The sequence below is a fragment of the Thioalkalivibrio sp. ALRh genome, assembly GCF_000381425.1.
In the GTDB taxonomy this organism is placed as follows: Bacteria; Pseudomonadota; Gammaproteobacteria; order Ectothiorhodospirales; family Ectothiorhodospiraceae; genus Thioalkalivibrio.
On the sequence record NZ_KB906519.1, the window covers coordinates 134,844 to 160,503 of the forward strand.

The 25,660-nt window shown below is 65.6% G+C and carries 22 protein-coding genes; 7 read left to right on the plus strand and 15 right to left on the minus strand.

The genetic code is table 11. The features are described from left to right. The first annotated feature begins 16 nt into the window (after positions 1-16). Together flgL and F791_RS0100675 are read left to right on the plus strand one after the other, a co-directional pair. Positions 17-1,246, plus strand: coding sequence for a flagellar hook-associated protein FlgL (gene flgL / locus F791_RS0100670; RefSeq protein WP_018993595.1), 1,230 nt, complete (start codon positions 17-19; stop codon positions 1,244-1,246). An 85-nt stretch (positions 1,247-1,331) separates the two neighbouring features. Further along, positions 1,332-2,018, plus strand: a complete 687-nt coding sequence (locus tag F791_RS0100675; protein WP_018174476.1) for a hypothetical protein — start codon at positions 1,332-1,334, stop codon at positions 2,016-2,018. Positions 2,019-2,036: 18 nt separating this feature from the next. On the opposite strand, the gene F791_RS0100680 is transcribed toward F791_RS0100675, so the two are convergent. From F791_RS0100680 to egtC, 3 genes are all read right to left on the minus strand, one after another. Further along, on the minus strand, positions 2,037-2,768 hold the full coding sequence (locus F791_RS0100680; RefSeq protein ID WP_019592035.1) for an SIMPL domain-containing protein: 732 nt from the start codon (positions 2,766-2,768) through the stop codon (positions 2,037-2,039). Positions 2,769-2,787: 19 nt separating this feature from the next. After that, positions 2,788-3,939: an SUMF1/EgtB/PvdO family nonheme iron enzyme gene (locus tag F791_RS0100685; RefSeq protein ID WP_019592036.1), complete on the minus strand. Its 1,152-nt coding sequence runs from the start codon at positions 3,937-3,939 to the stop codon at positions 2,788-2,790. A 66-nt stretch (positions 3,940-4,005) separates the two neighbouring features. Continuing rightward, a complete protein-coding gene (gene egtC / locus F791_RS0100690) occupies positions 4,006-4,788 on the minus strand; it encodes an ergothioneine biosynthesis protein EgtC (RefSeq protein WP_018139133.1) in 783 nt (260 codons plus the stop codon). Positions 4,789-4,862: 74 nt separating this feature from the next. Here egtC and egtD point away from each other — a divergent pair, with 74 nt between their 5' ends. Genes egtD through F791_RS0100705 form a run of 3 tightly spaced genes read left to right on the plus strand, consistent with a single transcriptional unit; the run spans position 4,863 to position 7,897 of the window. Further along, a complete protein-coding gene (egtD, locus tag F791_RS0100695; RefSeq protein ID WP_026182218.1) occupies positions 4,863-5,888 on the plus strand; it encodes an L-histidine N(alpha)-methyltransferase in 1,026 nt (341 codons plus the stop codon). 17 nt (positions 5,889-5,905) lie between these two features. Beyond that, positions 5,906-6,397: a histidine phosphatase family protein gene (locus F791_RS0100700; RefSeq protein ID WP_018174481.1), complete on the plus strand. Its 492-nt coding sequence runs from the start codon at positions 5,906-5,908 to the stop codon at positions 6,395-6,397. Next, positions 6,398-7,897 carry an exopolyphosphatase gene (locus F791_RS0100705; protein WP_019592037.1) on the plus strand — a complete coding sequence of 500 codons (1,500 nt, stop codon included), beginning with the start codon at positions 6,398-6,400 and terminating at the stop codon, positions 7,895-7,897. It begins immediately after the preceding gene. Here the strand turns inward: F791_RS0100705 and ppk1 are convergent. The 4 genes from ppk1 to F791_RS0100725 form a co-directional block, all read right to left on the minus strand. Next, positions 7,890-9,962: a polyphosphate kinase 1 gene (ppk1, locus tag F791_RS0100710; protein ID WP_019592038.1), complete on the minus strand. Its 2,073-nt coding sequence runs from the start codon at positions 9,960-9,962 to the stop codon at positions 7,890-7,892. The two genes, F791_RS0100705 and ppk1, sit on opposite strands and share 8 nt — an antisense overlap. A gap of 76 nt (positions 9,963-10,038) precedes the next feature. After that, on the minus strand, positions 10,039-10,953 hold the full coding sequence (gene argF / locus F791_RS0100715; RefSeq protein ID WP_018139128.1) for an ornithine carbamoyltransferase: 915 nt from the start codon (positions 10,951-10,953) through the stop codon (positions 10,039-10,041). Further along, complete coding sequence (locus F791_RS0100720; protein WP_018139127.1) at positions 10,950-12,146, minus strand: acetylornithine transaminase; 1,197 nt, start codon at positions 12,144-12,146, stop codon at positions 10,950-10,952. Before F791_RS0100720 ends, argF begins: the two co-directional genes overlap by 4 nt. Before the next feature lie 96 nt (positions 12,147-12,242). Next, positions 12,243-12,824 (minus strand): superoxide dismutase, encoded by a 582-nt coding sequence (locus F791_RS0100725; RefSeq protein WP_018139126.1) that lies wholly within the window; start codon positions 12,822-12,824, stop codon positions 12,243-12,245. 167 nt (positions 12,825-12,991) lie between these two features. Between F791_RS0100725 and F791_RS0100730 the strand changes: the two genes are divergently transcribed. Both F791_RS0100730 and F791_RS0100735 read left to right on the plus strand, forming a co-directional pair. Next, positions 12,992-14,521, plus strand: coding sequence for a DASS family sodium-coupled anion symporter (locus F791_RS0100730; RefSeq protein ID WP_019592039.1), 1,530 nt, complete (start codon positions 12,992-12,994; stop codon positions 14,519-14,521). Positions 14,522-14,652: 131 nt separating this feature from the next. After that, a complete protein-coding gene (locus F791_RS0100735) occupies positions 14,653-16,563 on the plus strand; it encodes a methyl-accepting chemotaxis protein (RefSeq protein ID WP_018139124.1) in 1,911 nt (636 codons plus the stop codon). A 63-nt stretch (positions 16,564-16,626) separates the two neighbouring features. Here the strand turns inward: F791_RS0100735 and F791_RS0100740 are convergent, their stop codons facing one another. The 8 genes from F791_RS0100740 to F791_RS0100775 all read right to left on the minus strand — a co-directional run bounded on the left by F791_RS0100740 (position 16,627) and on the right by F791_RS0100775 (position 25,654). Next, positions 16,627-17,496 (minus strand): amidohydrolase family protein, encoded by an 870-nt coding sequence (locus tag F791_RS0100740; RefSeq protein WP_018993588.1) that lies wholly within the window; start codon positions 17,494-17,496, stop codon positions 16,627-16,629. An 80-nt stretch (positions 17,497-17,576) separates the two neighbouring features. Continuing rightward, positions 17,577-18,020: a glutathione S-transferase N-terminal domain-containing protein gene (locus F791_RS0100745; protein WP_018139122.1), complete on the minus strand. Its 444-nt coding sequence runs from the start codon at positions 18,018-18,020 to the stop codon at positions 17,577-17,579. Positions 18,021-18,080: 60 nt separating this feature from the next. Further along, a complete protein-coding gene (locus tag F791_RS0100750; protein ID WP_018993587.1) occupies positions 18,081-18,647 on the minus strand; it encodes a DsrE family protein in 567 nt (188 codons plus the stop codon). Positions 18,648-18,739: 92 nt separating this feature from the next. After that, positions 18,740-19,462 carry a phosphate signaling complex protein PhoU gene (gene phoU / locus F791_RS0100755; RefSeq protein WP_012982363.1) on the minus strand — a complete coding sequence of 241 codons (723 nt, stop codon included), beginning with the start codon at positions 19,460-19,462 and terminating at the stop codon, positions 18,740-18,742. A gap of 26 nt (positions 19,463-19,488) precedes the next feature. Then, entirely contained in the window at positions 19,489-20,319 is an 831-nt protein-coding gene (pstB, locus tag F791_RS0100760) for a phosphate ABC transporter ATP-binding protein PstB (protein ID WP_018139120.1), read from the minus strand. Between the two features lie 217 nt (positions 20,320-20,536). Further along, the gene (gene pstA, locus F791_RS0100765; RefSeq protein WP_018993586.1) at positions 20,537-22,204 is read right to left on the minus strand and encodes a phosphate ABC transporter permease PstA; all 1,668 of its coding nucleotides are present in this window, start codon (positions 22,202-22,204) and stop codon (positions 20,537-20,539) included. Positions 22,205-22,214: 10 nt separating this feature from the next. After that, a complete protein-coding gene (locus F791_RS0100770) occupies positions 22,215-24,485 on the minus strand; it encodes an ABC transporter permease subunit (RefSeq protein ID WP_018139118.1) in 2,271 nt (756 codons plus the stop codon). A gap of 194 nt (positions 24,486-24,679) precedes the next feature. Continuing rightward, positions 24,680-25,654: a PstS family phosphate ABC transporter substrate-binding protein gene (locus F791_RS0100775; RefSeq protein WP_018993584.1), complete on the minus strand. Its 975-nt coding sequence runs from the start codon at positions 25,652-25,654 to the stop codon at positions 24,680-24,682. Positions 25,655-25,660: the final 6 nt, after the last annotated feature.

The window sequence follows — 25,660 nt, forward strand, 5'->3', positions numbered from 1 at the left end:
ATTCGAGGGAAACCCGATGCGTATCTCCACAACCCAGATCTTCCAGAGCGGGATCAACCAGATCCAGGCGGGCCAGGGCGAACTCAACCGCACCTCGCTGCAGCTGGGCTCCGGCAAGCGCATCCTGTCGCCATCGGACGACCCGAGCGGCGCGACCCAGATCAACCAGTTCGAGCGCATCATCAAGGCGACCAAGCAGTTCCAGCGCAACATGGAGAACACCCAGCCGCGCATGCAGCAACAGGAATCACTGCTGCAGCAGGGCACCGATGCCCTGCAACGTGCGCGCGAGCTGGTCGTCACCGGCAACAACGACAGCCAGACGCGTGAGACCCGCGGGTACCTGGCCGACGAGCTGCGCCAGATCCGCGACGGCCTGCTGGATGTTGCCAACACCAAGGATCCCAATGGCGAATACATTTTCGCTGGCACCAAGTCCCAGAATCAGCCCTTCCGGCAGGATGGCGACGGCGAGATCCGTTACGAAGGGGCTTCGGGTGCGGGGAGTGTGCGCGAGGTGGCCGTTTCGGCCGATCGCAAGATCGCGGTGGGCCATGATGGCGCGGCCGTGTTCATGGATATCCCGGAGAACGATGGCCGTGTCGGTGCCGAGGTCGTCGAGAACAATGGGTCGCTGGTGCTGGAGAAAACTGGCGTCACGAGTGTTTCCGACCTGGATGATCGCGAATACAGCATCTCCTTCGACGAGAACGGCGATGGGGGGCTTGTCTACAGCATTACCTATGTCGACGAGGACGGCGATACTGTTTCGCTGGAAGAGGATGTCCCCTATGTATCGGGCGAGTCCATCGAATTCGCCGGCCGCAGCGTGACCATCAGCGGTACGCCCGAGCCGGGTGACGAGGTGCTATCGCGTCCGGCCGAGAATTTCAGTGTGTTCCAGACGCTGGATCGCATTATCGATGCCCTGGAGCGCAGCGGCGACTCCGCCAGTGCGCGGGCGGATCTGGCCAGCGCCAGCAACACCGCACTGGCGGATCTGGATGCCGTGCTTGGTAACTTCAGCGACAAACGTGCCGAGCTTGGGAGCAAGCTGAAGGCCTTCGACCAGCAAAAGGACCTCAACGAGGACCGGCTGCTGGATCTGGAAAGCGCGGTGTCGCAGATCCGTGATCTGGACTATGCCGAGGCGATCAGCCGCTTCAACCAGCAGCAGGTGGCGCTTCAGGCGGCCCAGCAGACCTATACCCAGGTCAACCGGCTCTCCCTGTTCGACTTCATCTAGGCAGAAGCGCCTGCGCACACGCGTGGGTGTCTGTGCGACCATATTGCGATCCCCATGAAGCGTCCCCCAGGGACGGAACCGCGCAATGGCCAAATACAAAGAACCCTCCGCACCGATCCAGTACCGCTCCACGGGGCGGCCCCCGCGCTATCTGATCGTCCTGCTGGTGCTGGCGGTCATCTGGGCGGCGTTCTGGGGCGTGGTGATGCTGCAGTCCGGCGAGCCGAAGCCCGTGACCCTGAGCGAGCAGGAGCAGGTGGAGCTCGAGGCCAAGCTGCAGGCGATCTCTGCACCCGATGCACCGCGCCCCGATCAGGCCCCCAGTGAGCCGATCATCGACCTCGAGGCGGAAGCGGAGCCGCTGATCCCCGAACTCTACGAAGAGACCGACGAGGCGCGGATCGTCCAGTTCAGCGAACGCGAGCTGAATGCCCTGATCGCGCGCGATCCGGACCTGGCCGGCCGGGTGGCGGTCCGCCTGACGCCGGGGCAGGTGAGCACGCGCGTGCGCATCGACGTGCCGGCGGATGTGCCGCTGATGGGCGGGCGTGTGCTGAACGTGCGCTCCGGTGTGCGCTTCGAGACCGAAGGCGAGGAACTGCGAGCTCGGCTCGTCGGTGTGTCCGTCGCCGGCATCCCCCTGCCGGATGCGTGGCTGGGCGGCCTGAAAGACGAGGACCTGCTGGCGCTGGAGCCCTTCCAGCACCTGCGCGCGGGGATCGAGAGCATCGATGTGCGCGAAGGGGAGCTGGCCCTGCATCTCGCACGCTAGCCAGCTCCTGTAGATTGACTACGGGTCGACGCGCAGCGTCTCGCCCCCCAGCGCTTCGACTTTGGCGCGCACGGTGACGGAAACCGTGGACGTCCCGGCCTCCAGTGCAGGCTGGCTGGCGGCTTCGTCCATCGCGCGCATCGCCATCATCGGCTGCGGGCGGTCATAGCCGCTGTCGACGAGCTCGACTTCCACGGGGCGCAGATGGGTAGCCCCCAGGGAACGTGCCATCGCGCGGGCCTGTTCCTTCCAGTCGTGCATGGCGGCCTCCAGCAAGGCCTTGCGGTGCTCCTGCTGTGTCTCGCGGCTGAGCGAGAAGCGGATCTGGCCCACGGTGAGTTCGTCTCCCTGGAGGGCCCCGACCAGCTCGGTCAGGGTCTCGAAGTCGCTACTGACGAGTTCCAGGGTCTGCTGGACCTGCCAGGCTGTGATCTGGCCAGGTTTGTCGCGGTCGTGGATGGCCTGTGTCGTGTAGCTGCGGGTCGACGCCTCGACCGCGTCGTAGTCTTCCGCGCGAGCCAGGGCCTGTTCCATGCGGCGGTTGACCGTGTCTGCGGCGTCCCGTGCGTCCGGGGCACGGGCCTGGGCCTGCACCTGGACCGTCATGCGGTCATTCTCCACCTGCTGCTCGGCATGGCCGGAGAGCATCAGTGTGGTGTTTCCATCGGCGCTGGCCAGGGCCGGGATCAGCAGCAGGGCGCTAAGCCAGAGGCATGCAACAAGGGGACGCAGGGATAGGGTGCGGCTCATGGGATGTTATCCGGTGGGGTCAGGGTTCCATCGTACGTGCGAGGCGCACGCCGGCAAAGACATGGCGTTTCTCCGGGGTGAAGAAATTGCGCATGCTCGGGCGTTTCAGCAGCGGATCGCTCCAGTCGCTGCCGCCGCGCAGGACGTAATGCTGGCCGTCAAACCACGGGGCCGAGTATTCGTTGTAGGGGAACGGGCGGAATCCGGGATACGGTGCGAACGGATTTCCGCACCACTCCCATACTCGGCCGGTGCCTCGCAGCGATCCCTCGCGCTGAGCATGTTCCCATTCGTGTTCGTGGGGCAGCCGGGCGCCGGCCCAGCGGGCGAAGGCCTCGGCCTCGAAGCGGGATACGCCCACCACCGGGGCATCGGCGTTGCGCTGTACCGTTCCCTCCGGCAGAACCTGCAGGCCAATGTCGGTCCCGGACGCGCGCCACCCGAGTGGGGCCCGGATGTCGTGGGCGTTGCGCCAGTCCCACCCCTCGCGGCTCCATAGTTCGGGGCGGTGATAGCCGGCCTCCTGCATGAAGGCCTGCCATTCCCCGTTGGTGACAGGGTCGCGCCGGATGGCAAAGGGCGCGAGTTCCTTCCCGTGAACGCCCTTTTCATTGTCGAAGACCTGTACGTCGTCGCTGCCTACGGTGGTGTGCACGGCATCCCATTCGAGCCAGGATTGCGAGGTGATCTCGGGCGCCTGCAGGCGGGGTTCCGAGTGGCCGGGCTCAGGCCCCTGAAGGCGGGCAAACCAGCGCACCTGAGCCAGGGTCTCCAGGTGCATCGCGTGGTGCTGGGCAAGGAACCCCGTCAGGTACTCGTCAGCCATCAGCGGGTGGTCGAGGATCTCGGCGTTACGCGCAAGCCAATCGCGATGCCGGAACTGGAGCTCGCGTCCCCATCGAGTGAGTCGATCGAGCGCGGGGAGGCGTCCACCCCGGCGCCATTTGGGGCTGAGTTCCGGGAAATAGAGGTCATGCCAGTCCCGCGTGCGGGGTGGTGGGTGCCCGAGAATACGTTCGCGCAGCCAGACGGCCTCGATGAAGTGGCAGTGGGCGTAGTGCCAGCCGATCGGGCTAAGGTCCGGGTGATACTGGTTACGCCAGATTTCGGCGGGTGTGCTTTCCAGTGCACTGTTCAAGCGCTCGTGCTGACGGGCGAGGTCGTCCAGCAAGGACGAAGAAGAGACGAGGCTTGCTGGAGGGTCGAATGCTGGGGTGCTCATATCCGAGTGGAAAGGCTAGAGCGCAAGGAGTTCCGGTGGCTCGTCAGGATCCAGGATCAGGATGTGCCCTGAAGGGACGGGGCGCCAGCGCTCGCGGTCCGTCAGCGGCTCGGAGGCGACGATCACCGAGTCCTCGGGGAAGTCGTCATCGTCGGACGTGTAGTACAGGCTGGGGCAGGGGCTGTTGATCGCATGGCGGCTGGCGACCAGACGGCGCCCGTCGGACAGGAGGACGTTGAGCAGGGCCATTTCGTCGCCGAGCCAGGTTTCCAGTGTTGAAAAGGCCTCGCCCAGGGCGCCTTCCAGTGTGGCGTTCTCGTCATCCGCCAGGAACTGGCGGACCAGGGCAAACAGGTATTCAGAATCCGTGGTGCCCTGGATGCCCGCCTCGATCTCGGGCGTCAGCAGGTTCTCGATCTGGCGGCGGATCTGCGGCCGGAAGCCGCCAATGAGCCCATTGTGGCTGTAGAGCAGCCCGTCGATGGCGAACGGCTGGGCATTGACGGTGTCGCCCCCGAACCCGGGGGTCGCGCTGCGGATGGCGGAGATCCACAGCGGTTCTTCCAGTGTTTCGGCGAGTGCTTGCAGGTTCGGGTCCTGCCACAGGGGGTCGGCACGCCGATAGCAGCGCGCGGTGCCGTCCTCGCTGAACCAGCCAAAGCCGAACCCATCCGCATTGACGCGGGCGTAAACCAGCTCCTGCGGGGCAATCGCCTGCTCGATCAGATTGTGCGGTGGGTCCAGCAGTATCCGCCTGAGTGCCAGTGGCGGGCCGAGATAGGCAAGATGGCGACACATTGGCGCGGACTCGCGGTTGGGAGGTCGGGAGTTTCATGGTAGCGTGCCGGGAACCCCGAAGCACGGATGTGCCCATGAATCCCGAGAGTCCTGCCATGTCGCTCCCGGAGCGCTATACCCGTCATGTGGTGCAGGTGCGCGATCCCCATGCGGAGTTGGTAGCGGACTTTTGCAAGGGCATGCTGGAGGCGCCGCGCTGGCTGCCGCCAAAGTACTTCTACGATGCCCGTGGCTCGCAGCTTTTCGATGCCATTTGCGACACGCCCGAGTATTACCCCACTCGACTTGAATCGGCCCTGCTGGAGTCCCGAGCGACCGAGATCGTCGAGACCTCGGGTGCCCATACGTTGATCGAGCTCGGCAGTGGGACCTCGCGCAAGACCGAGTACCTGATCGCTGCGTTGAACGAGCGCGTCGACGATCCGTATTACGTCGCCAATGATGTCTGTGGCGAGATCCTCGACGAGGCGGCCGAGCGACTGCTGGGACGATTCCCGACGCTCGTGATCGAGGCCCTGTGTGGTGACTATCTCGCCGCGCTTTCGGCTCTGCCGACGCTGACACCTGTCCCAATAGCCCCGCGCCTGTTCACCTTTCTCGGCGGCAGCCTGGGTAATTTCGAGGACGCGGAGGCGATCGCACTGCTGTCGCAGATTCGCGCCGCCATGGGCGCGGAGGATCGGCTCCTGCTCGGGCTGGATCGGGTCAAGGCTATTCCCGTGCTGGAGGCGGCCTACAACGACGCGGCCGGTGTGACGGCGGCGTTCAATCTGAACCTGCTGTCCGTCCTCAATCGCGAGTTGGGAGCCGATTTTGATCCCGATGGTTTCCGCCATCGCGCCCCGTTCGTCGAGGCGCATTCACGTATCGAGATGCACCTGGTCGCCCAGGGTGATCAGACCGTCCAGGTCTCCGAACCCGCGACCACCCTGCAGTTCGCCGATGGCGAGGCCATTCGCACCGAGATCTCGCGCAAGTTTACGCGCCCGATGGTGCAGCAACTGCTGTCCGGCGCCGGACTGGCACAGGTGGCGGAGTGGTCGGCGCCGGATGAGGCCTACAGCCTGTTCCTGCTGGCCCCGGGAGGCGCACAGGCATGAGCCGGAGCCCGCGTCTCGTGCTGGTCCGCCACGCCCAGGCGGGCAACGCAGGGGAGTGGGAAGGTGCCGATCGGGATCGGCCGTTGAGCGAGGCCGGCCAGGTGAGCGCTCGGCGCATGGCCGCCTCGCTGACCGGTTTGCTTTCCGGGCATGTGGAACTGCTAACCAGCCCTTACCTGCGTGCGCGTCAAACGGCGTCACCCATCGCCGAAGGACTGGGCGTCCCGGTGCGCCAGAAGAAATGGCTGGCACCCGGACAGGTGGCCGGCGTGGAACTGGAGGCCCTGGCGGCGCGCCTGCCGGCCGACGGCAGTCTGGTGGTGGTCGGCCATGAGCCGGACCTCTCTTCGCTGGCCGGGCGCCTGATGGGCTGCCCGGCGGGGGCTTCCGGGGTACATATGGGCAAGGGTTCGGTCTGCGCCCTGGGAGGCGGCCTGCCCGGTCCCATGCAATTGCTCTGGCTGTTGCCCCGACGGGTGCTGGAGGGTCTCTCGGGAGAATACGGGTAGATGGCGATGGACGGACAGGGCGAGACTGTCGCGGCGGTCGATCTGGGTTCCAACAGCTTTCACATGATCGTGGCCCGGCGTCATGACGGTGAGGTCCTGAAGATGGACCGGCTGAAGGAAACGGTGCGACTGGCCAGTGGTCTGGATGCCCGCGGTCGCTTGGATGCAACCGTCGAACGCCGCGCACTGGACTGCCTCGAGCGATTCGGCCAGCGACTGCGCCAGCTACGCCAGGGCAGTGTGCGCGTCGTGGGCACCAATACCCTGCGCCAGATGGCCGACAGTCACCGTTTTCTGGCCGCTGCGGAGCGGGCCCTCGGGCATCCAGTGGAGATTATTGCCGGGCGCGAGGAGGCCCGGCTGATCTATCTGGGCGTGGCCCACACGCTCGCGGATGACGAGGGGCGGCGGCTGGTGATGGACATCGGCGGTGGCAGCACCGAATTCATCATTGGCGAGCGCTTCCGGCCCATCCTCGCCGAGAGCCTGGAGATGGGCTGTGTGACCTTCACCCAGAGGCACTTCTCCGATGGCCGCCTGACACCCCGGGCGTTTGCCGCCGCCGAGCTGCATGCCGGCCAGGAGCTGCAGCCGATCGCCTCCATCTATCGCGAGGCCGGGTGGGACCAGGCGCTGGGGGCCTCCGGCACGATCCTGGCACTGGACCGTATTGTGCGCGAGACCGGCATCGACGAGGCACCGGGCATGACACTTGACGCGTTGCGCACCCTGCGCCAACGCATGATCGAGGTTGGGCGTCTGGACAAGCTGGAGCTGCCAGGGCTGGCCGAGGACCGGGTGCCGGTGATTGCGGGCGGGCTGGCGGTGCTGATCGGGGCGTTCGAGGCGCTGGGGATCGAGCGGCTGCATCCTTCCGATGGCGCGTTGCGCGAGGGAGTTATCCACGATCTGCTGGGACGCTTTCGGCACGAGGATGTCCGTGGCCTGACGATTGAAAACCTGCGCCGCCGTTTTGCCGTCGACGAGGCCCAGGCCGCGCGGGTACAGGCCATGGCCGCGCGACTGCTGGGGGCCGTCCGGGCCCGCTGGGGGCTGGACGAGAACGACGGCGAGCGCCTGGACTGGGCGGCTGAGCTGCACGAGGTGGGACTGGCGCTCGCGCACAGCAAGTACCACAAGCACGGCGAATACATCCTCAACTGGGCCGATCTGCCGGGGTTCTCGCAGCCCGAGCAGCACGAGCTGGCGCTGCTGGTGCGCCTGCACCGCCGCGCGTTCAAGCCGAAGCTGCTCAATGACGTACGTCAGGCCCGGGTCGAGCCCCTGCTGCGTCTGGCCAGTCTGCTGCGACTGGCGGTGCTGCTGCATCGCGCGCGTGCGCCGGAGCCCCCGCCGTTGGAGCGGGTCGAGGCGCGCGAGCGCGGGCTGGTGCTGGGCTTTGCCGCTGGCTGGCTGGATGCGCATCCGCTCACGCGGGCCGATCTGGAGGAGGAGGCCGGGCAGTGGGCGCGCCACGACCTGGAGCTGGTCGTTAGCTAGCGAGCGTCTTGAGCAACTGTTGCTGTGCCGAATGGGGCGGCTCGTCGGCAACCGGTTGGACCCGCTGATAACTCCCGTCGACCTGCAGGGCCCATGCGCTGGCGGTATCCCGCAGGTAGTTGAACAGACACTCCTCCGCGACACGGTCGCGCATGGCGGTATCGCGGATCGGAAAGGCGACCTCCACCCGTCGGAAGAAATTGCGGGGCATCCAGTCGGCGCTGGACAGATACAGCTCGGGCTCGCCCCCGTTCTCGAAATAGAACACCCGAGAGTGCTCGAGAAACCGGCCGAGCACCGAGCGCACTTCGATGTTCTCGGAGATGCCCGGCACGCCCGGGCGCAGGCTGCAGATGCCGCGCACGATCAGCTGAATCTTCACGCCCGCCTGCGATGCGCGATACAGCGCCTGGATGATGCCGGTCTCGTTCAGCGAGTTCATGCGTGCGACGATCCGCGCAGGCCGGCCTTCGCGGGCGTTCTCGGCCTCGCGTTCGATCTTCTCGCACATCGCATCGTGCAGACGGAAAGGCGCCTGGATCAGCTCGCGCAGGCGTTCCACCTTGCCAAGGCCCGTGAGCTGCTGAAACACGCGATGCACGTCCTCGGTGAGGACTGGATCGGCCGTCAGCAGGCCGTAATCGGTATAGGCCTTGGCGGTGCCCGAGTGGTAGTTGCCCGTGCCCAGGTGGGCGTAGCGCACCAGTTTGTCGCCGTTACGACGCACCACCAGGGCGAGCTTCGCGTGGGTCTTGTAGCCGACCACGCCATAGGTCACATGCACGCCCGCATCCTGCATGCGGTTGGCCAGCTCGATATTGTCCGCCTCGTCAAAGCGGGCGCGCAGCTCGATCACGACGGTCACTTCCTTGCCCGATTGCGCGGCCTCGATCAGCGTTTCCACCAGTGGCGACTGGGTGCCCGTGCGATAAAGCGTCTGCTTGATCGCCAGCACGCGCGGGTCGCTGGCGGCCTGGCGCAGGAAATCCACCACTGGCATGAACGACTGGTAGGGGTGGTGCAGTAGCAGGTCCTGCTGGCGGATGGCCGCGAAGATGCTTTCACCGCTGGCATCCGTGCGCGGCAGGGCGGGGATGAACGGGGGAAACTTGAGGTCGGGCCGGTCGACCAGGTCGTACACGGCCATCATCCGGTTCAGGTTGACCAGACCGGTGACCTGGTAGAGGTCGTCCGCCTCCAGATGAAATTCCTGCAGCAGGAACTGCGCGACTTCTCCCGGGCAGTTGTCCGCGACCTCCAGGCGAACGCCCGCGCCGTAGTTGCGCTGGGGTAGTTCGCCTTCCAGCGCGTTCAGCAGGTCGTCGATCTCCTCTTCCTGAACGAACAAATCAGAGTTGCGGGTCAGCCGGAACTGGTAGCAGCCGGTGACCTTCATGCCCTTGAACAGCTCGTCGACGTGGGCGTGCAGGATGGACGACAACAGCACGAAATCGGAATCGCCGCTGGCCACCTCGCGGGGGAGCTTCACCAGGCGCGGGAGCGACCGTGGTGCCTGGACCACCGCGCGCCCGGATTCGCGCCCGAATGCGTCCTTGCCCTTGAGCGTGACGATGAAGTTCAGGCTCTTGTTCAGGATGCGCGGAAACGGGTGCGCGGGGTCGAGCCCGATCGGGCTGAGGACGGGCTGCAGCTGCTCGTGAAAAAACTGGCGTACCCAGGCCTTCTGCTGCTCGCTCCAGTGCGAGCGCCGCACGAAATGAATGCCTTCCTCGGCCAGCGCCGGGATCAGTTCGTCGTTGAGCGCGCGATACTGATTGTCGACCAGGGCGTGGGCCCGGGGCGCGATCTGGCGCAGCTGTTCCGCCGCGGACAGGCCATCCGGCCCCGGCGCCTGGACGTTCAGGTCGATCTGCTGGCGCAGCGAGCCCACTCGGACCTCGAAGAACTCGTCGAGGTTAGTGGACGAGATGCTCAGGTAGCGCAGCCGCTCCAGCAGGGGAAAGCCCGGGTCGCGTGCCAGTTCCAGCACGCGCCGGTTGAATTCCAGCAGTGACAGCTCGCGGTTGAGGAAGAGCTCGGTATCGGTCACGTCGGCATCCGGCATGCACGACTCGGGGCAAGGGTGGGGCCTCGAGTGTAGGTGTGCATTATGTCAGTTTCGTGACTGGGCCTGTTCGGGGTCAACTGCCGCGGGTCAGCAGGAATTCCATCAGGGCCTTCTGCGCGTGCAGCCGGTTTTCCGCCTCGTCCCAGACCACGCTTTGCGGGCCTTCGAGGACCTCGGTGGAGACCTCTTCCTCGCGGTGCGCGGGCAGGCAGTGCATGAACAGGGCGTCGTCGTTGGCCAGACGCATCAGGTCGGCGTCCACGAAGAACCCGGCAAAGGCCCGGCGGCGGGCACTCTTTTCCTGCTCCTGTCCCATGCTGGCCCAGACGTCGGTGACGACGAGGTCGGCACCCTCGGCCGCCGCGCGCGCATCACGGGTCAGTTCGAAATGGTCGCGTGTGGCATCCACGACGTCCTCTTCCGGGTCGTAGCCCTCGGGGCAGGCCGCCACCAGCTGGAAGTCCAGCAGGTGCGCGGCATACATGTAGCTGTGGCACATGTTGTTGCCATCGCCAATCCAGGCCACGCGCTTGCCCCGGATATCGCCCCGGTGTTCGAGATAGGTCTGCAGGTCGGCCAGCAGCTGGGCGGGGTGCTCCCGGTCGGTCAGGCCATTGATCACGGGGACCGAGGAGTGCTGGGCGAACAGTTCGATCTTCTCGTGTTCGTAGGTGCGGATCATCACGCAGTCCACCATGCGCGAGAGCACACGGGCCGTGTCCTCGATCGGCTCGCCGCGGCCCAGCTGGGTGTCGCGCGGGGACAGGAACAGGGCGTTGCCGCCCAGTTGCTGCATGCCGACCTCGAACGAGACACGCGTGCGGGTCGAGGACTTCTCGAAGATCATCCCCAGCGTCTTGCCGCGCAGGATGTCGTCGTGGTGCTCGCCCGCGTGAGTCTGGCGCTTCAGTTCGACGGCACGTTCGAGCAGGGCGCGTGTCTCGTCTGCGGACAGGTCGTGGAACGACAGGTAATGGCGGGGCTTCATGCCTGGGCCTCCCGGGAATCTTCGGATACGAGCAGGGTGTCGACCAGATCGGCCACGGTGCTGGCGATCTGGTCGACCTGGGCGTCGTCCACGATCAGTGGTGGCAGTAGCCGGATCACCCGCTGCGCGGTCACGTTGAGGATCAGCCCTGCGTCGAGGGCGGCCTGAACCAGTGTTCCGGCCGGGCGATCCAGCTCGATGCCGATCATCAGCCCGCGTCCGCGCACGGCGACCACCCCCGGTTTGTCCTCGAGCCGGTCAGCCAGGCGGCGGCGGAGGATCTCGCCTTGTCGCCCCGCTTCCTCGCACAGGCCCTCGTCCTGCATCACGTCCAGCACGGCCAGGGCCGCCCGGCAGACCAGGGGATTGCCACCGAAGGTGGTGCCGTGGGTGCCGGGGGTGAACAGGCCGGATGCGCGTCCGGCTACCAGGTTTGCCCCGATCGGGATGCCGTTGCCCAGGCCTTTTGCGAGTGATATCACATCGGGCGTGATGCCTTCATGCTGGAAGGCGAACCAGTGTCCGGTGCGGCCGATCCCGGCCTGGATCTCGTCCAGCATCAGCAGCCAGTCGTGCTGGTCAGCCAGTTCGCGCAGGCGCCGCAGGTATCCGGGCGGGGGTACGTGGATGCCGCCTTCACCGGTGATGGGTTCGACCAGGATGGCGACCACGTCCGGATCGTTGCTCAGGGCCGCGACGGCCTCGGCATCGCCATGGGGGACGTGCACGAAGCCCTCGACAAGGGGTTCGAATCCGGCATGGATCTTTTCGTTGCCGGTGGCCGACAGCGTCGCGAGCGTGCGCCCGTGGAAGCTGCCGTGCATCACGATGACCTTCGGCTTCGCGATGCCGCGGCGGCGGGCATGCAGACGGGCCAGCTTGATGGCCGCTTCGTTGGCCTCGGCGCCAGAGTTGCAGAAAAAGGCCTGCTCCATCTGTGCCAGCGCGCACAGGCGTCGCGCGAGCTGTTCCTGCAAGGGGATGCGGAACAGGTTCGATGTATGTACCAGCGTCTGAGCCTGATCGCAGATCGCATGCGCCACTTTCGGGTGGGCGTGTCCAAGGCCGCAGACCGCGATGCCGGACAGGGCATCGAGGTAGCGTTTGCCCTCGGTATCCCAGAGCCAGGCGCCTTCCCCCCGTTCGAAGGCAACCGGCAGCCGGCTGTAGGTATTCTGCAGGACATCACTCATTAGCAAAGCTCTCCCAAATGAAGAAGCCGGCGAGCGAGCCGCCGGCTTCTGCCCAGGGTGCCGCACTGGGGCGGCCCCCAATCGCGTTATCGCGACTTATTTCATCTGCTGGGCGACAAAATCCCAGTTCACCACGCTCCAGAAGTTCTCCAGATACTTCGGACGCGCATTGCGGTAGTCGATGTAGTAGGCATGTTCCCAGACATCGCAGGTCAGCAGCGGGGTCTTGCCATCACGCATCGGATTGGCCGCGTTGGAGGTGTTGACGATCTCCACCGAGCCGTCGCTATTCTGCACCAGCCAGGTCCAGCCGGAGCCGAAATTGCCGACCGCGGCCTCGTTGAACTTCTCCTTGAAGCCATCAAACGAGCCAAAGGCGCTGTTGATCGCGTCGGCCACCTTGCCGGACGGCTCGCCGCCGGCGTCCGGGCCCATGCAGTTGAAGTAGAAGGTGTGGTTCCAGACCTGGGCGCCGTTGTTGAAGATGCCGCCGGCCGGGGCCTTCTTGATGATGTCCTCCAGCGAGGCATTCTCGAACTCGGAGCCGGGCAGCAGGCCGTTCAGCTTGGTCACGTAGGTCGCGTGGTGCTTGTCGTGATGGTATTCCAGCGTCTCGGCGGAGATGTGCGGCTCCAGCGCGTTCTTGGCATAGGGCAGATCGGGCAGTTCGTAGGCCATGAAAGACTCCTTGTAAGAAAACATGCGAGACTGCGGCTGGCCGACCATTGGTGGCCGCGCCAGTAAACCCGTCAACGATAGTCACGTTGCTCGGGTGATGCAATTTCCGATGATGCGGCTTGGTTATCGTTCAGCCAACGTTTGCGGAAGTGTGAAGGAGCCACGGCATGTCCGCGCACGATGCCGATCGACAATCGGACGGCGCCCCCTCGTCGGTGGGTGCGAACCCCTCGCGCAGTGCCTACGCCTGGCGCGGGCGCATCGGGCTTTTCCTGGGCCCGCTCCTGATGCTTGCGTTCCTGGTTTTTCCAGCGCCAGAAGGTGTTGCACGCGAGGCATGGTGGGTGCTCGGGTTGACCCTTTTTATGGCGACCTGGTGGATTACCGAGGCCTTGCCACTACCCGTAACGGCGTTGCTGCCGATTGCCCTTTTGCCGCTGCTCGGCGTGATGCCGATGGACGCGGCCACCGCGCCCTACGCCAATCCCATCATCTTTCTGTTCATGGGCGGTTTTGCGATCGCGCTGGCGGTACAGCGCTGGGGACTCCACCAGCGGATTGCGCTCGCGATCGTCAGCCGGGCGGGGAATTGCCTGCATCGCCTGGTCGGGGCCTTCATGCTGGCCACGGCGGGGCTGTCGATGTGGGTCAGCAACACAGCCACTGCTGCGCTGATGTTGCCGATCGCCCTGTCCGTTCTGGCGCTGATGGATCGTGATACGCACATCGCGGGTAACGGCCTCGGCGCCGATTCGCGCCGCCCCGCACTGGCGCTCCTGCTGGGGATCGCCTTTGCCGCCAATATCGGGGGCATGGCGACGATCATCGGCTCTCCGCCGAACGCGCTGACCGCCGCCTATCTGGGCGACCGGCATGGCATCGAGATCGGTTTTGTGCAGTGGATGATGCTGGGCCTGCCCCTGGCCACCGCGTTGCTGCTGCTGGCCTGGTGGTTGCTGACGCGCTGGGTCTTCCCGGTTCATCGAGTACGCCTGCAGGGGTTGCAGGCGATGATGGACCAGCAGCGCGCCGAGGTCGGGGTCTGGTCGCGGGCCGAATACCGGGTCGCCGGCGTCTTCCTGCTGGTAGCGCTGGCGTGGCTGTCGCGCCCCTTTCTGGAAGGTCTCCTGCCGATTCACCTGACGGATGCCGGGATTGCCATCCTGGGGGCCGGGCTGCTGTTCCTGCTGCCCTCGGGCGCAGCAGACCAGCGCCGGCTGCTGGCCTGGGACAATACGCGCGAGCTCCCCTGGGGGGTGCTGCTGCTGGTCGGCGGTGGTCTCAGCCTGGGTTCGGCCATCGAGGCGAGCGGCCTGGCGGAGCTGGCCGCCGAGGGCCTGGGCGCCGCCCAGGCATGGCCGCTGCTGCTGATCATTGCCGGGGCCGTGGTGGTGACCATGTTGCTGTCGCATGTGACCAGCAACACGGCCACCGCTGCCACGCTGCTGCCGCTGGTGGCTGCGCTGGCGATGCGCATGGATATTCCCGTCGTGCTCCTCGCGATCCCCGTGGCCTTTGCCGCCTCCGTGGCCTTCATGTTGCCGGTCGCGACCCCGCCCAACGCGATCGTGTTCGCCAGCAACCGGCTGCGGGTGATCGACATGATCCGTGGCGGGGCGCTGCTCTCCCTGGTGGCAATTGCCATGATTACGCTTGCGGTCTACGCCCTGGCGGAGGCCATCCTGATGCAGGGCTAGGCCTGTCTCCCAGCCTTTCCGGCTTCCTGTGATCTCCCTCAAGTTTTATGCTTCGCCGCCGCTATCGACGGTGAACTGCCGCAGCAAGGATGCCGCTGGCCCGCAAAGCCTTATTGGGGAGAGTCTTCAACATGTTCGATAACATCCGAATCGGGGTCCGGCTGATGGTCGGGATTATCACGGTGGTGCTGCTGGCCGTGATCCTGACACTCGTAGTCGTGATGAACAGCCTGGGCACCATGGCCGATCGTGCCGAACAGCGCGAGCTGACCGATCTGGCCGCGCAGCTTGTCGGTCGTCTGGACCAGGAAGCCGCGCGCGCGACCGCGATGGCAGAGACCGTGGCGAAAATCCCCGACGTGCAAGAGGCGATGGCGACGGGCGATCGCGAGCGTCTGGCCGAGATGACCGTTCCCAGCTTTGAATCGCTGAACGAGCACTACGGGGTGGACCAGTATCAGTTCCATACCCCCCCGGCCACTTCATTCCTGCGCGTCCACTCCCCCGACAACCACGGCGATGACCTGTCCGACTTCCGGCAGACCGTGGTCGACACGAACGACAAGCGCAACGCGATCTCGGGGCTGGAAGAAGGCGTGGCGGGTCTCGGGATCCGCGGGGTGGTACCCATCGAGCACAACGGCGACCACGTCGGCTCCGTGGAATTCGGCCTGTCGTTTGGTGACAGCTTCTTTGAAGAGTTCACCCAAGAAACGGATTCGCCGGTTGCCCTCTACCTGCGTGATGGTCGGTCGTTCAACCGCTTTGGCGGTACGATCAGTGGCGAGTCCACCTTCAGCGATGCCGAGATGCGCGAGGTCATGGAGGGCGAGGAGCTGGTGCGAAACGTGACCTATGAAGGCACCCCGATGGCCGTGGTCGCGCGTCCCGTTACGGATTTCTCCGGTGACGTGGTCGGCGTGCTGGAGGTCATGGTGGACCGCAGCGCGTATGTCGCGATGGCGCGCAACGCGACCGGCACGGTGGTGGCGGTTGGCGTGGTTGCCGTGGCGCTTGGTGCCCTCCTGGCCTGGCTCCTGACCCGAAGCATCGTTCGTCCCCTGAATCGCACGGTGGCCCGGCTGAACGATATCGCGGGAGGCGAGGGCGATCTGACCCGTTCGCTGGAGGTCTCTGGCAAGAACGAACTCGGAGAGCTGGCGGAGGCGTTCAACAACTTCGTCAAGAAGATCCGCGGCCTCGTATCCACGGTCGCGGCCGGGGGCGATCAGGTTGCCGCAGCAGCGAACGAGCTGTCCGCGACCAGCGAAGAGACCAACGAGCAGGTGCGGCGACAGAAGTCGGAGATCGATCAGGTCGCCACGGCCATGAACGAGATGACGGCAACGGTGCAGGAGGTGGCCCGCAATGCAGCGGATGCCGCCGCCGCGGCACAGAACACCGACCAGGACGCCAACGAGGGTCAGCAGGTGGTGCAGCGTACCGTGGCTGCGATCAACGCGCTGTCGCAGCAGGTGGATGGCGCCGCCGAGGTGGTCAGCCGCCTGTCGCAGGACGCAGAGGAGATCAACAAGGTCCTGGAAGTCATCGGCGATATCGCCGACCAGACCAACCTACTGGCGCTGAATGCGGCGATCGAGGCGGCGCGTGCGGGCGAACAGGGCCGCGGTTTCGCGGTGGTTGCCGACGAGGTCCGTACCCTGGCCAGCCGCACGCAGGACTCGACCCACGAGATCCAGCAGATGATCGAGCGGGTGCAAAGCGGTACCCGCGAGGCGGTGCAGGCGATGGAAGATGGCCGTTCCAAGGCGCACCAGAGCGTGGAGCAGGTCAATCTCGCGGGCGAATCGCTGACCGCGATCACGCAGTCGGTCACGCGCATCAGCGACATGAACACGCAGATCGCCAGTGCCGCCGAGGAGCAGTCGACGGTGGCCGAGGAGATCAACCGCAACGTGGCCAATGTCACTGAGGTGCTGGATCAGACCGCGGCCGGATCGGAACAGATCCGCAATGCTTCCGAGGAGCTGTCCAAGCTGGCCTCCGAGCAGCAGCAGCGGGTGGGTCAGTTCAAGGTATAAGCCCCGAGCCAGTTGATGCCAAGCCCGGGACCGGAGACGGTCCCGGGCTTTTTTGTGGCCGGCTTACTGGCTCTCGGTGGGCGGAAACAGGCGCTCGCCGTTCTCCCGGGCGATCATGCGCTGGACGTTCGCGGGTAGCTGCTCGAGCCAGGCCCGGGTGCTGTCCTTCAGCACCGTGAAGTGCTCCCAGCGGGCCAGGCTGAAGGTGTCGTTGCCGATCAGGAAACGATCCGGATAGTCGAGGAACAGTTCGAACCAGTCGGCGTCGATGATGCCGCCGGGATTGATGCGCGGGTTGCGCATGGAGACATCCATGACCATGTTCGGATGCCGCTCCAGGTAGTCACGAACCAGTGGCGGGTAGGCATAGGAACCGGCGTGCGCCCAGAGGATGCGTACCTCGGGCTGGACGGCGTAGGCATGGTCGATCACGGCAGGGTCGCCATGGATCACGATCCACAGATCCCGCTCGACTGCCAGTGCCAGCAGGTCCTCGAAGCCGCGGGCAAATCGGTCATCGGCCTGTATGTGCAGCTCCCCGATCCCGCGCCACTGGACCTGGCTTCGGTCGAGTATGGTCTCGACCTGTTCCCGCAGGCCGTCCTCGTGCATCCAGTCCATCTTGCGCCCCAGGCGCTGGGAGATCTCGAGAAACGGGACGATGCGCGCATCCACCTCCGGTTCCAGCGCTTCGATCAGTTTCGAGCGCGGGGACATGATGATCGCGGACTGGATTGAATTTTCTTGCAGCGTGCGCGCGACGGCCTCCGGCGGGAAGTGTTCCATCTGCCGGTCGCGGTAGTGCAGGTGGGCATCGAACAGGGGTTCAAGTGCCTGGGCAGAGGCTCCGCCAAGCAGTGAGCCGAGCAGCAGGGTCGCAGCCGGAAGAATGAACAGACGGGGCAGTCTTCGAGGGCGGTTCAGGGCAGCCATCCAGCGGGTTCCTCGGGTACGGGAACCCCAATCTTATACCGTGCTGTGCCGACAGTCCCCGAGTCGGTGGCCTGTGGCGGTTAGGCGCGGGAGTCCCCGGACACCGCGGCATCTCCGGAGCTACCGTCCGGGCGGTTCGGGTCAAAGCGCTCGCGCAGGTATTCGCCGATCGCATCCGACTCGTACAGCCAGCGTACCTGGCCGTCCGGTTCCTCGATGCGCAGGCAGGGCACCTGCAGCTTGCCGCCCTCGGTCTGCAGCTCCTCGCGGTGAGGGCCGGCCGCCTGGGCATTGCGCAACTCGATGTCGAGCGACAGCCGCTGCATGGTACGGCGGGCCCGGATGCAGAACGGGCAGGCCGGGAAATGGTAAAGCGCGAGGTGGCGCGTCTGTTCGTCAACGCGGGCCTGGTCGGCGGGGTCGCGTTCGATGCCGCGCGGGCGCGACAGGCGCTCGCCAATCAGCATGAACGGCGTGAGGATCAGGCGTACGCCGCGGAAAAACCATCGGATCAGAAATCGCATGCGCGAAAGGATGCCACAAGCCCCCTGGCGGGTGACAGAGCCCGCATCGGGCGTGGCACGTCACGGCTGGCCGAAGTCGAACTCCCAGGGGTCTTCCGCCGGGGCGTCCAGCAGGGACGGACGCAGGCGGATCACGGTGTAGCCTGCGGCCTCCAGGTCATCCAGCCGGTCCGGTGCGGCCGTGGCCACCTCGACATGCTCGGGGAAGGCATCGGGCTCGAGATCGCGCCAGCCGGCGAAGGTCCCGCAGACCACGACGTTGACGCCGTCATCCATCACCAGTGACTCGATCTCGGCGTGGAGCGAGCCCTGTGCCGCTGCCTCGGCGCGGGTGAGGGTGAACTGCTCGGCGCCGTGTGTGACAACCGCGATCGGGAGGTCCGGAGCGCGCTGGCGCAGCACCCGGATATTGGCGTGGATCTCGGGCAGCAGGGCACTCAGGGCCGCGCGGTCGTTTTCGACAATCTCGAATGCGACGCCATCGGGGAGTTCGGTCTTCTCGAGCAGTGCCTCGACCTTGGAAGAGGGGACGGCCTCTTCCGGCTCATCCGCAGCGGCCAGACTGCCAACGGCCGTGGGCAGTGTCAGGCTGCAAAGGACAAACAACGTCGAGATGAAACGCGGCATCGGGTACCAGGGGTCAGGGCATGGGTGTGCTGAACCCTATTTTGGGCCTGATTGCCGGGTCGGTGTCTACTCGGCCCGGGTTTGTCGCTTTCCTAGTGGCGATCCCCCGTGGCCTCGGCCGCCATCTGGTCGTAGCTGGTGTGGCGGACGTTCTTGCCCTTCACGAAGTACACCACGTACTCGCAGATGTTCCGCGCTCGGTCGCCGATCCGCTCCAGCGATCGGGTCGCCCACACGATGTCCATCAGACGCGGCACGGCATCGGGGGAGGCGGTCATCTGTTTCATCAGCTTGTGCGTGATGGCCTCGTAGAGGCTGTCGATCTGGATGTCCTGCTGTGCGACCCGCACCGCCTGCTCGGTGTCCATGCGCGCGAACGCATCGAGCACGCCGCGCGTCATCTCGCGCACGAGCTGGCCCATCTTCGCGATCTCGTCCATCGGTGCCTCGCGGCGATCGGAGTCCAGCAGTTGCAAGCCCATGCGGCCCACACGCTCGGCCTCGTCGCCCATTCGCTCCAGGTCGGTGATGGTCTTGATCACCGCGATCACCAGACGCAGGTCGGAGGCCGTGGGCTGGCGACGGGCGAGGATGTGGGTGCATTCCTCGTCGATCTCGACCTCGAGCGCGTTGACCTTGTAGTCGGAGGTCATCACGGTCTCCGCCAGCGCGGTGTCGCCCTCGACCATCGCGGTCACCGCATCGCCGAGCTGCTGCTCGACCAGGCCGCCCATGGTCATCACCTTCTTGATGATGTCCTCCAGCTCGGCATTGAACTGCTGGGAGATGTGCTGCTTGAAAAAGCTCTTGTCCATGATCCGGACTCCTGATCCGAAATGGCCTAACCGAAGCGGCCGGTGATGTAGTCCTCGGTCTGCTTCTTGGCAGGCGAGGTGAACAGGGTGTCGGTGTCGGCGTATTCGATCAGCTCGCCCATGTACATGAAGGCGGTGTAGTCGGACACGCGTGCGGCCTGCTGCATGTTGTGGGTGACGATGACCAGCGTGTAATCCTTCTTCAGCTCGATCATCAACTCCTCGATCTTCAGCGTGGCCAGCGGGTCCAGCGCGGAGCAGGGCTCGTCCAGCAGCAGGACCTCGGGGTCGATCGCGATCGCGCGGGCGATCACCAGACGCTGCTGCTGACCGCCGGACAGGCCAAAGGCGTTCTCGTGCAGGCGATCCTTGACCTCGTCCCACAGCGCGGCACGCTTGAGCGACTTTTCCACCACCTCGTCCAGGCGTCGGCGATTCTTGACACCCTGCAGCCGCAGGCCGTAGGCCACGTTCTCGTAGATGGACTTCGGGAACGGGTTGGGCTTCTGGAACACCATGCCGACGCGACGGCGCAGCTCCGGCACGTCCACGGCCTTTTCGTAGATGTCGTCGCCGTCGAGCCGGATCGTGCCTTCGATGCGGGCGGCATCGATCAGGTCGTTCATGCGGTTGAAACAGCGCAGGAACGTGGACTTGCCGCAGCCGGACGGGCCGATGAATGCCGTGATCCGGTTCTTCGGGATCTGGATGTCAATGCCCTTCAGGGCCTGATCCTCACCATAGAACAGCTTCAGGTCCTCGGCGGTCAGGCAGATCTCCTCACTGGAGAGCCGCAGGCCGCGGTCGGGTCGGTCGCCTTGCGTCACGTTGACGGCGTGGGTAGCGGTGTCACTCATCTCGGGTACTCCATGGGAAACAGGGTTCGACGCATCCCGTCCTCGCGACGGTTCGGAAAAGCACCGTCATCGCGAGCGCCGCAGGCGCGTGGCGATCTCCGTGGGTCGGCCCCGACGCGACCCCGGGCAGGCGTCGGGGTGGCGGCGGGAGGTTGCCGCGGCCCCTTCGGGGCCTCGCAATGACGGTGTTTGCGGGAGGCGTTGTGCATCGGGCAACTCAATCGCTGTCGGCGCGGTATTTCTCGCGCAGGTAGTTGCGGATCGAGATCGCGATCAGGTTGAGCACGATGATCAGCATTACCAGCACCAGGGCGGTGGCGTAGACCAGCGGGCGGCCGGCCTCGACGTTCGGGCTCTGGAAGCCGACGTCGAAGATATGGAAGCCCAGGTGCATGAACGCGCGGTCCAGGTGCAGATAGGGGAAGTTGCCATCCAGCGGCAGGGTCGGCGCCAGCTTGACCACGCCGACCAGCATCAGCGGCGCCACCTCGCCCGCGGCACGCGCCACGGCCAGGATCAGCCCGGTCATCATCGCCGGGGCCGACAGCGGCACGATCAGGCGCCACAGGGTCTCGGCCTTGGTCGCGCCCAGTGCCAGCGAGCCGTGGCGGATGCTGGCGCCGATCCGGGTCAGGCCTTCCTCGGTGGAGACGATCACCACCGGCAGCGTCAGTAGCGCGAGTGTGAGCGAGGCCCAGATGATCGCGGGCGAGCCGAAGGTCGGCGAGGGGAGGGCATCGCGGAAGAAGATCTGGTCGATGTTGCCGCCAATCAGGTACACGAAGAAGCCGAGCCCGAACACCCCGAACACGATCGACGGGACCCCGGCGAGGTTGTTCACCGAGATACGGATGGTGCGCACCAGTGGGCCCTGCTTCGCGTACTCGCGCAGGTAGATCGCAGCGAGCACGCCGAACGGGGTCACCACGATGGACATCAGGATGACCATCAGCACGGTGCCGAAGATCGCCGGCAGGATGCCGCCCTCGGTGTTCGCCTCGCGCGGGTAGCCGGTCATGAAGTCCCAGAAGGCGACGACATAGTGGCGTAGCTTGGCCGGCACGCTCATGTCGTTCGGCCACCAGGCGTTCACGATGCGCGAAAGCGGGATCGTCGCGTGCTGCCCGTCGGCGGTCTCCAGCACGATCGCAAAGCGGCCCAGTTCGTCACGCAGGGCGTTGCGCTCGGCCTCCAGTTCGGCGTAGCGGGCGTCCAGCTCCGCGCGCTCGGCGTCCAGCTCCTCCTGGCGCTGGCCGCGCTCCTCCAGCGACAGCTCTTCGGCACGCTCCACGCCGCGCTGGGCGATGCGCAGGCGCTCGAGCTCGAAGTTCACCCGGCCGATCTCGATACGCTCGATGCGCTCGATCTGTTGAACCAGCTCGCGGGTCTGCGGCATGCGTTCCTCGAACGCGGTTCGCGCCTCGCCACCCTCGGCGACCGTTTCGCCGTCTTCCTGGTATTCGCGGATGTAGCCGTAGAAATCGCCCCACTGCAGACGCTCCAGCACCACCACGTCGCGCGGGCGTTCCCATTCGGACATGAAGTCGTCCAGGTACCACTGGAAGTCGCGGCTGTCGAGGTCACGGTTGCCACGCTTGATCAGGTGGCGGACCACGATGTCCTGGCCTTCCGGCACGGTGAATCCAGCGTCGCGCATGGCCTGGGCGGTCATGGTCTCCGAGCGTTGCAGCTCACCCATGACGCGCCGGGGTTCGGAGTCCTGCTCTGTCTGGTATTCGAACTCGATGACCTCCGAGGGCCAGAAGAAGGACAGGCCGTTCACGGCGATCATCAGGATCAGGCCGAAGACCATCACCAGCGAGGCAGCGACCGCTCCGGCATTCAGCCAGATCCACGGGGTGCCGGATTTGAACCAACGATTCATCGGGTATGCCTCAAAGGGAGCTGTATTTCTGGCGCAGGCGCTGGCGCACGATCTCGGCGACCGTGTTTACCGCAAAGGTCAGCGCGAACAGGACCAGGGCGGCCAGGAACAGGATGCGGAAGTGGGTGCTGCCGACGGCGGCCTCCGGCATCTCCACCGCGATGTTCGCGGAGAGCGTGCGCATGCCCTCGAAAATGTTGAAGTTGACCACCGGGGAGTTGCCGGTCGCCATCAGCACGATCATGGTCTCGCCCACCGCGCGGCCGAAGCCGATCATCACCGCGGAGAAGATCCCGGGGCTGGCGGTCAGCAGCACCACGCGCACCACGGTCTGCCACGGGGTCGCGCCCAGGGCCAGCGAGCCCTGGGTCAGGTGCCTGGGCACGTTGAACACCGCATCCTCGGAGATCGAGTAGATGGTCGGGATCACGGCGAAGCCCATCGCGATGCCGATCACGAGCGCGTTGCGCTGGTCGTAGGTGATGCCCTGATCGGTCAGCCACTGGCGGGCATCGCCACCGAACATCCAGACCTCGATCAGCGGGCTCATGGAGACCGAGAACCAGCCGATGACCAGGATCACCGGGATCAGGATCGCGGCCTCCCAGCCGGCGGGCACGAGATTGCGCAGATTCTCCGGCAGCACACGGGTCCACAGGAACGCGGCGACCAGCATGCCCAGCGGTATCAGGATCAGGATGCTGACGACAGCCGGCAGATTGGCCTCGATGAACGGGGCCAGCCACAGCCCGGCGAGGAAGCCGAGGATGACCGTCGGCAGCGCCTCCATCAGCTCGATCGAGGGTTTGGTGATGCTGCGCATGCGCCGCGACATGAAGTAGGCGCTATAGATCGCCCCCATGATCGCCAGCGGGGTGGCGAACAGCATCGCGTAGAACGCGGCCTTGATGGTACCGATGGTCAGGGGCACCAGCGAGAATTTCGGCTCGAACTCGTCGGTTGCCGAGGACGACTGCCAGACGTAGTCACCCCCGGAGCGGCCCTCGTACCAGACCTTTTGCCACAGTACGTGGAAAGAGACCTCCGGGTGCGGGTTGGACAGGTCCTGCAGGTGCCAGGTCTCGTCGTCGTCGATGCCGATCAGCAGGCGGTTGCGCGGGTCGACATACACCCGGTGCAGCGGCTGGTCGGTGATCTGGCGTTCGATCAGGGTCCGTTGAGAGGTGGAGTAGTGGATCTTGACCTCGCCCTGATCGTCGGCGGTCAGGAAGCCCTTGCGGATGTACTCCGGCTGGGTGTTGCGAATCAGGCCGGCATGCGACGGGAAATCGCGTACGCGGGTGATGCGATTCACGTTGTCGTCGTCGCGCACCAGCATGTACTGGGCGACCGTGCCGTCGGAGCCCCCGACGATGATGGAGACCGTGCCGAGCAGATACTCCAGCGAGGTCACCTCGGCATCATCGCCGCGGATCACGCGCTTGCTGTCGACCAGGCTGGCGCGCGAGGGGTTGTTGATGTCGAAGAAGTGCAGCTGCCCCTGATCGTCGCCGACCAGCATGTGGCGGCCGGTGATATCCAGCAGGATGCGGGTCGGTGTGGCGCCATCCGGGAGCGAGGGCAGGTCGTAGGCGGAGCGTCGGACCTCGGTCTCGCCGGTCATCATCGAGGTGCGTTTCTCGAAGCGCACCAGCTTGAGATCGCCATTCTCCGTCGCAGCGGCGACGCGGATGCCGCTGGAGCCGCGCTGTATGCCGACCACCGAGATCGCGCGGCCGTCGTCGTCCACGTCCAGCAGTGCGGAGTCTTCGTCCCCCAGGGGGTACACCAGGCTCGGGTCGTACAGACGGCCTTCGGGACTGAAACGCTCGTTGTATTCGTACTCGATGGCCAGTACCTGCCCGTTGTCCAGGCCCGCGGCCACCAGGCGCGTGCGCGGCTCGGCGGCGCTGAAGCTGGTGACCTGCACATCCTCCGGGATCGGTAGCGACTCTTCTTTCACGATGTCGCCGCTGTAGGGGCGGAAGAAGAGGGCGCGTCGGTCTTCGGTCAGGCGAACCGCCATCTCGCGATGACGGTTCACTGCCAGATGGATGGTCTGCGTGTCGGCGCCGCCTGGAGCCGCGTATTCCGTGCGCGGCTCCAGGGTCGCGCCCTGGAACATGGGCAGTGTCTCGCTGGCGAGATACACGAACATCAGGGTCAGTGCACCAACCACGGCCACACCGAAAAAGCCGATGGTGTAACGGGCGGTGCGGTCCTTGGTGCGGCGCCAGCGCTGGAAGCGGCCGAGCGTCGAGGTGGCGGAGAGGCTGGACATTCAGGGTCCCCTGATGCGGCGGGTGTAGGGTGCAACTGGCCGGCATGCTACGGCCGCTTCATGACAGAAACGTGACAGCCATGTGACGGACCGTTGAACGCTGTATTGCGGGTCGAGCGGGCGGGCACAAAAAAGCCGGGCCCCGCGAGGGACCCGGTTCGGGCCATCCGGAGATGGCCGGCGCGAGGCCTGGGTTATTCCAGACCGAGGTTCTTGCGCTCGCGTTCGGCCACCGCGGCCGGCAGCGGGATGAACCCGTCACGCACCACGACTTCCTGGCCTTCCTTCGACAGCACCATCTTCAGGAACTCGGCCGCGCGCGGGGTCAGGCCGTCTTCCGGGTGCTTGTTGACCATCACGTAGAGGAAGCGGGCCAGCGGGTAGTCGCCGGAGGAGGCGTTGTCCGCGTTCGGCTCGTAGTACTCGCCCTCGTTCTCGCCCAGCGGGACGGCGCGAACACCGGAGGTCATGTAGCCGATGCCGGAGTAGCCAATGCCGTTCAGCGACTCGGAGACACCCTGGACCACCGAGGCGGAACCGGGCTGTTCATTGACCGAATCCTTGAAGTCACCGTCGCACAGGGCGTGCTGGCGGAAGAAGCCATAGGTGCCGGAGACCGCGTTACGGCTGTAGAGCGTGATGTCGCGGTTTTCCCAGGAACCGTCGAGGCCGACCTGGCCCCAGCGCGTAATATCCTCGGCCCCACCGCAGCGGCGGGTGGAGGAGAAGATCGCATCGGTCTGTTCGAGGGTCAGGCCCTCGATCGGGTTGTCGCGGTTCACGTACACGGCGATGGTGTCGATCGCGACCGGGACGGCGGTCATTTCGTAGCCGTGGCGCTCTTCGAACTCGGCATGCTCGCTGTCACGCGGCATGCGCGACATCGGGCCGAAGTCGGCGGTGCCCTCGGTCAGGGCCGGCGGCGCGGTGGAGGTGCCGGCACCCTGGATCTGGACGTTGACGTTCGGGTAGAAGTTCTGGAACTCCTCGGCCCACAGCGTCATCAGGTTGTTCAGGGTGTCGGAGCCGATGCTCGACAGGTTGCCGGAAATCCCGGAGACCGCCTCGTAGGCCGGGATGTCGGCATCGACTTCGGCGGAGGCGGTAAACGGCGTAACGGCCATTGCGGTGGCGGTGGCCAGGGCCAGAATGCTGCGCTTCAACAACATGGGAAT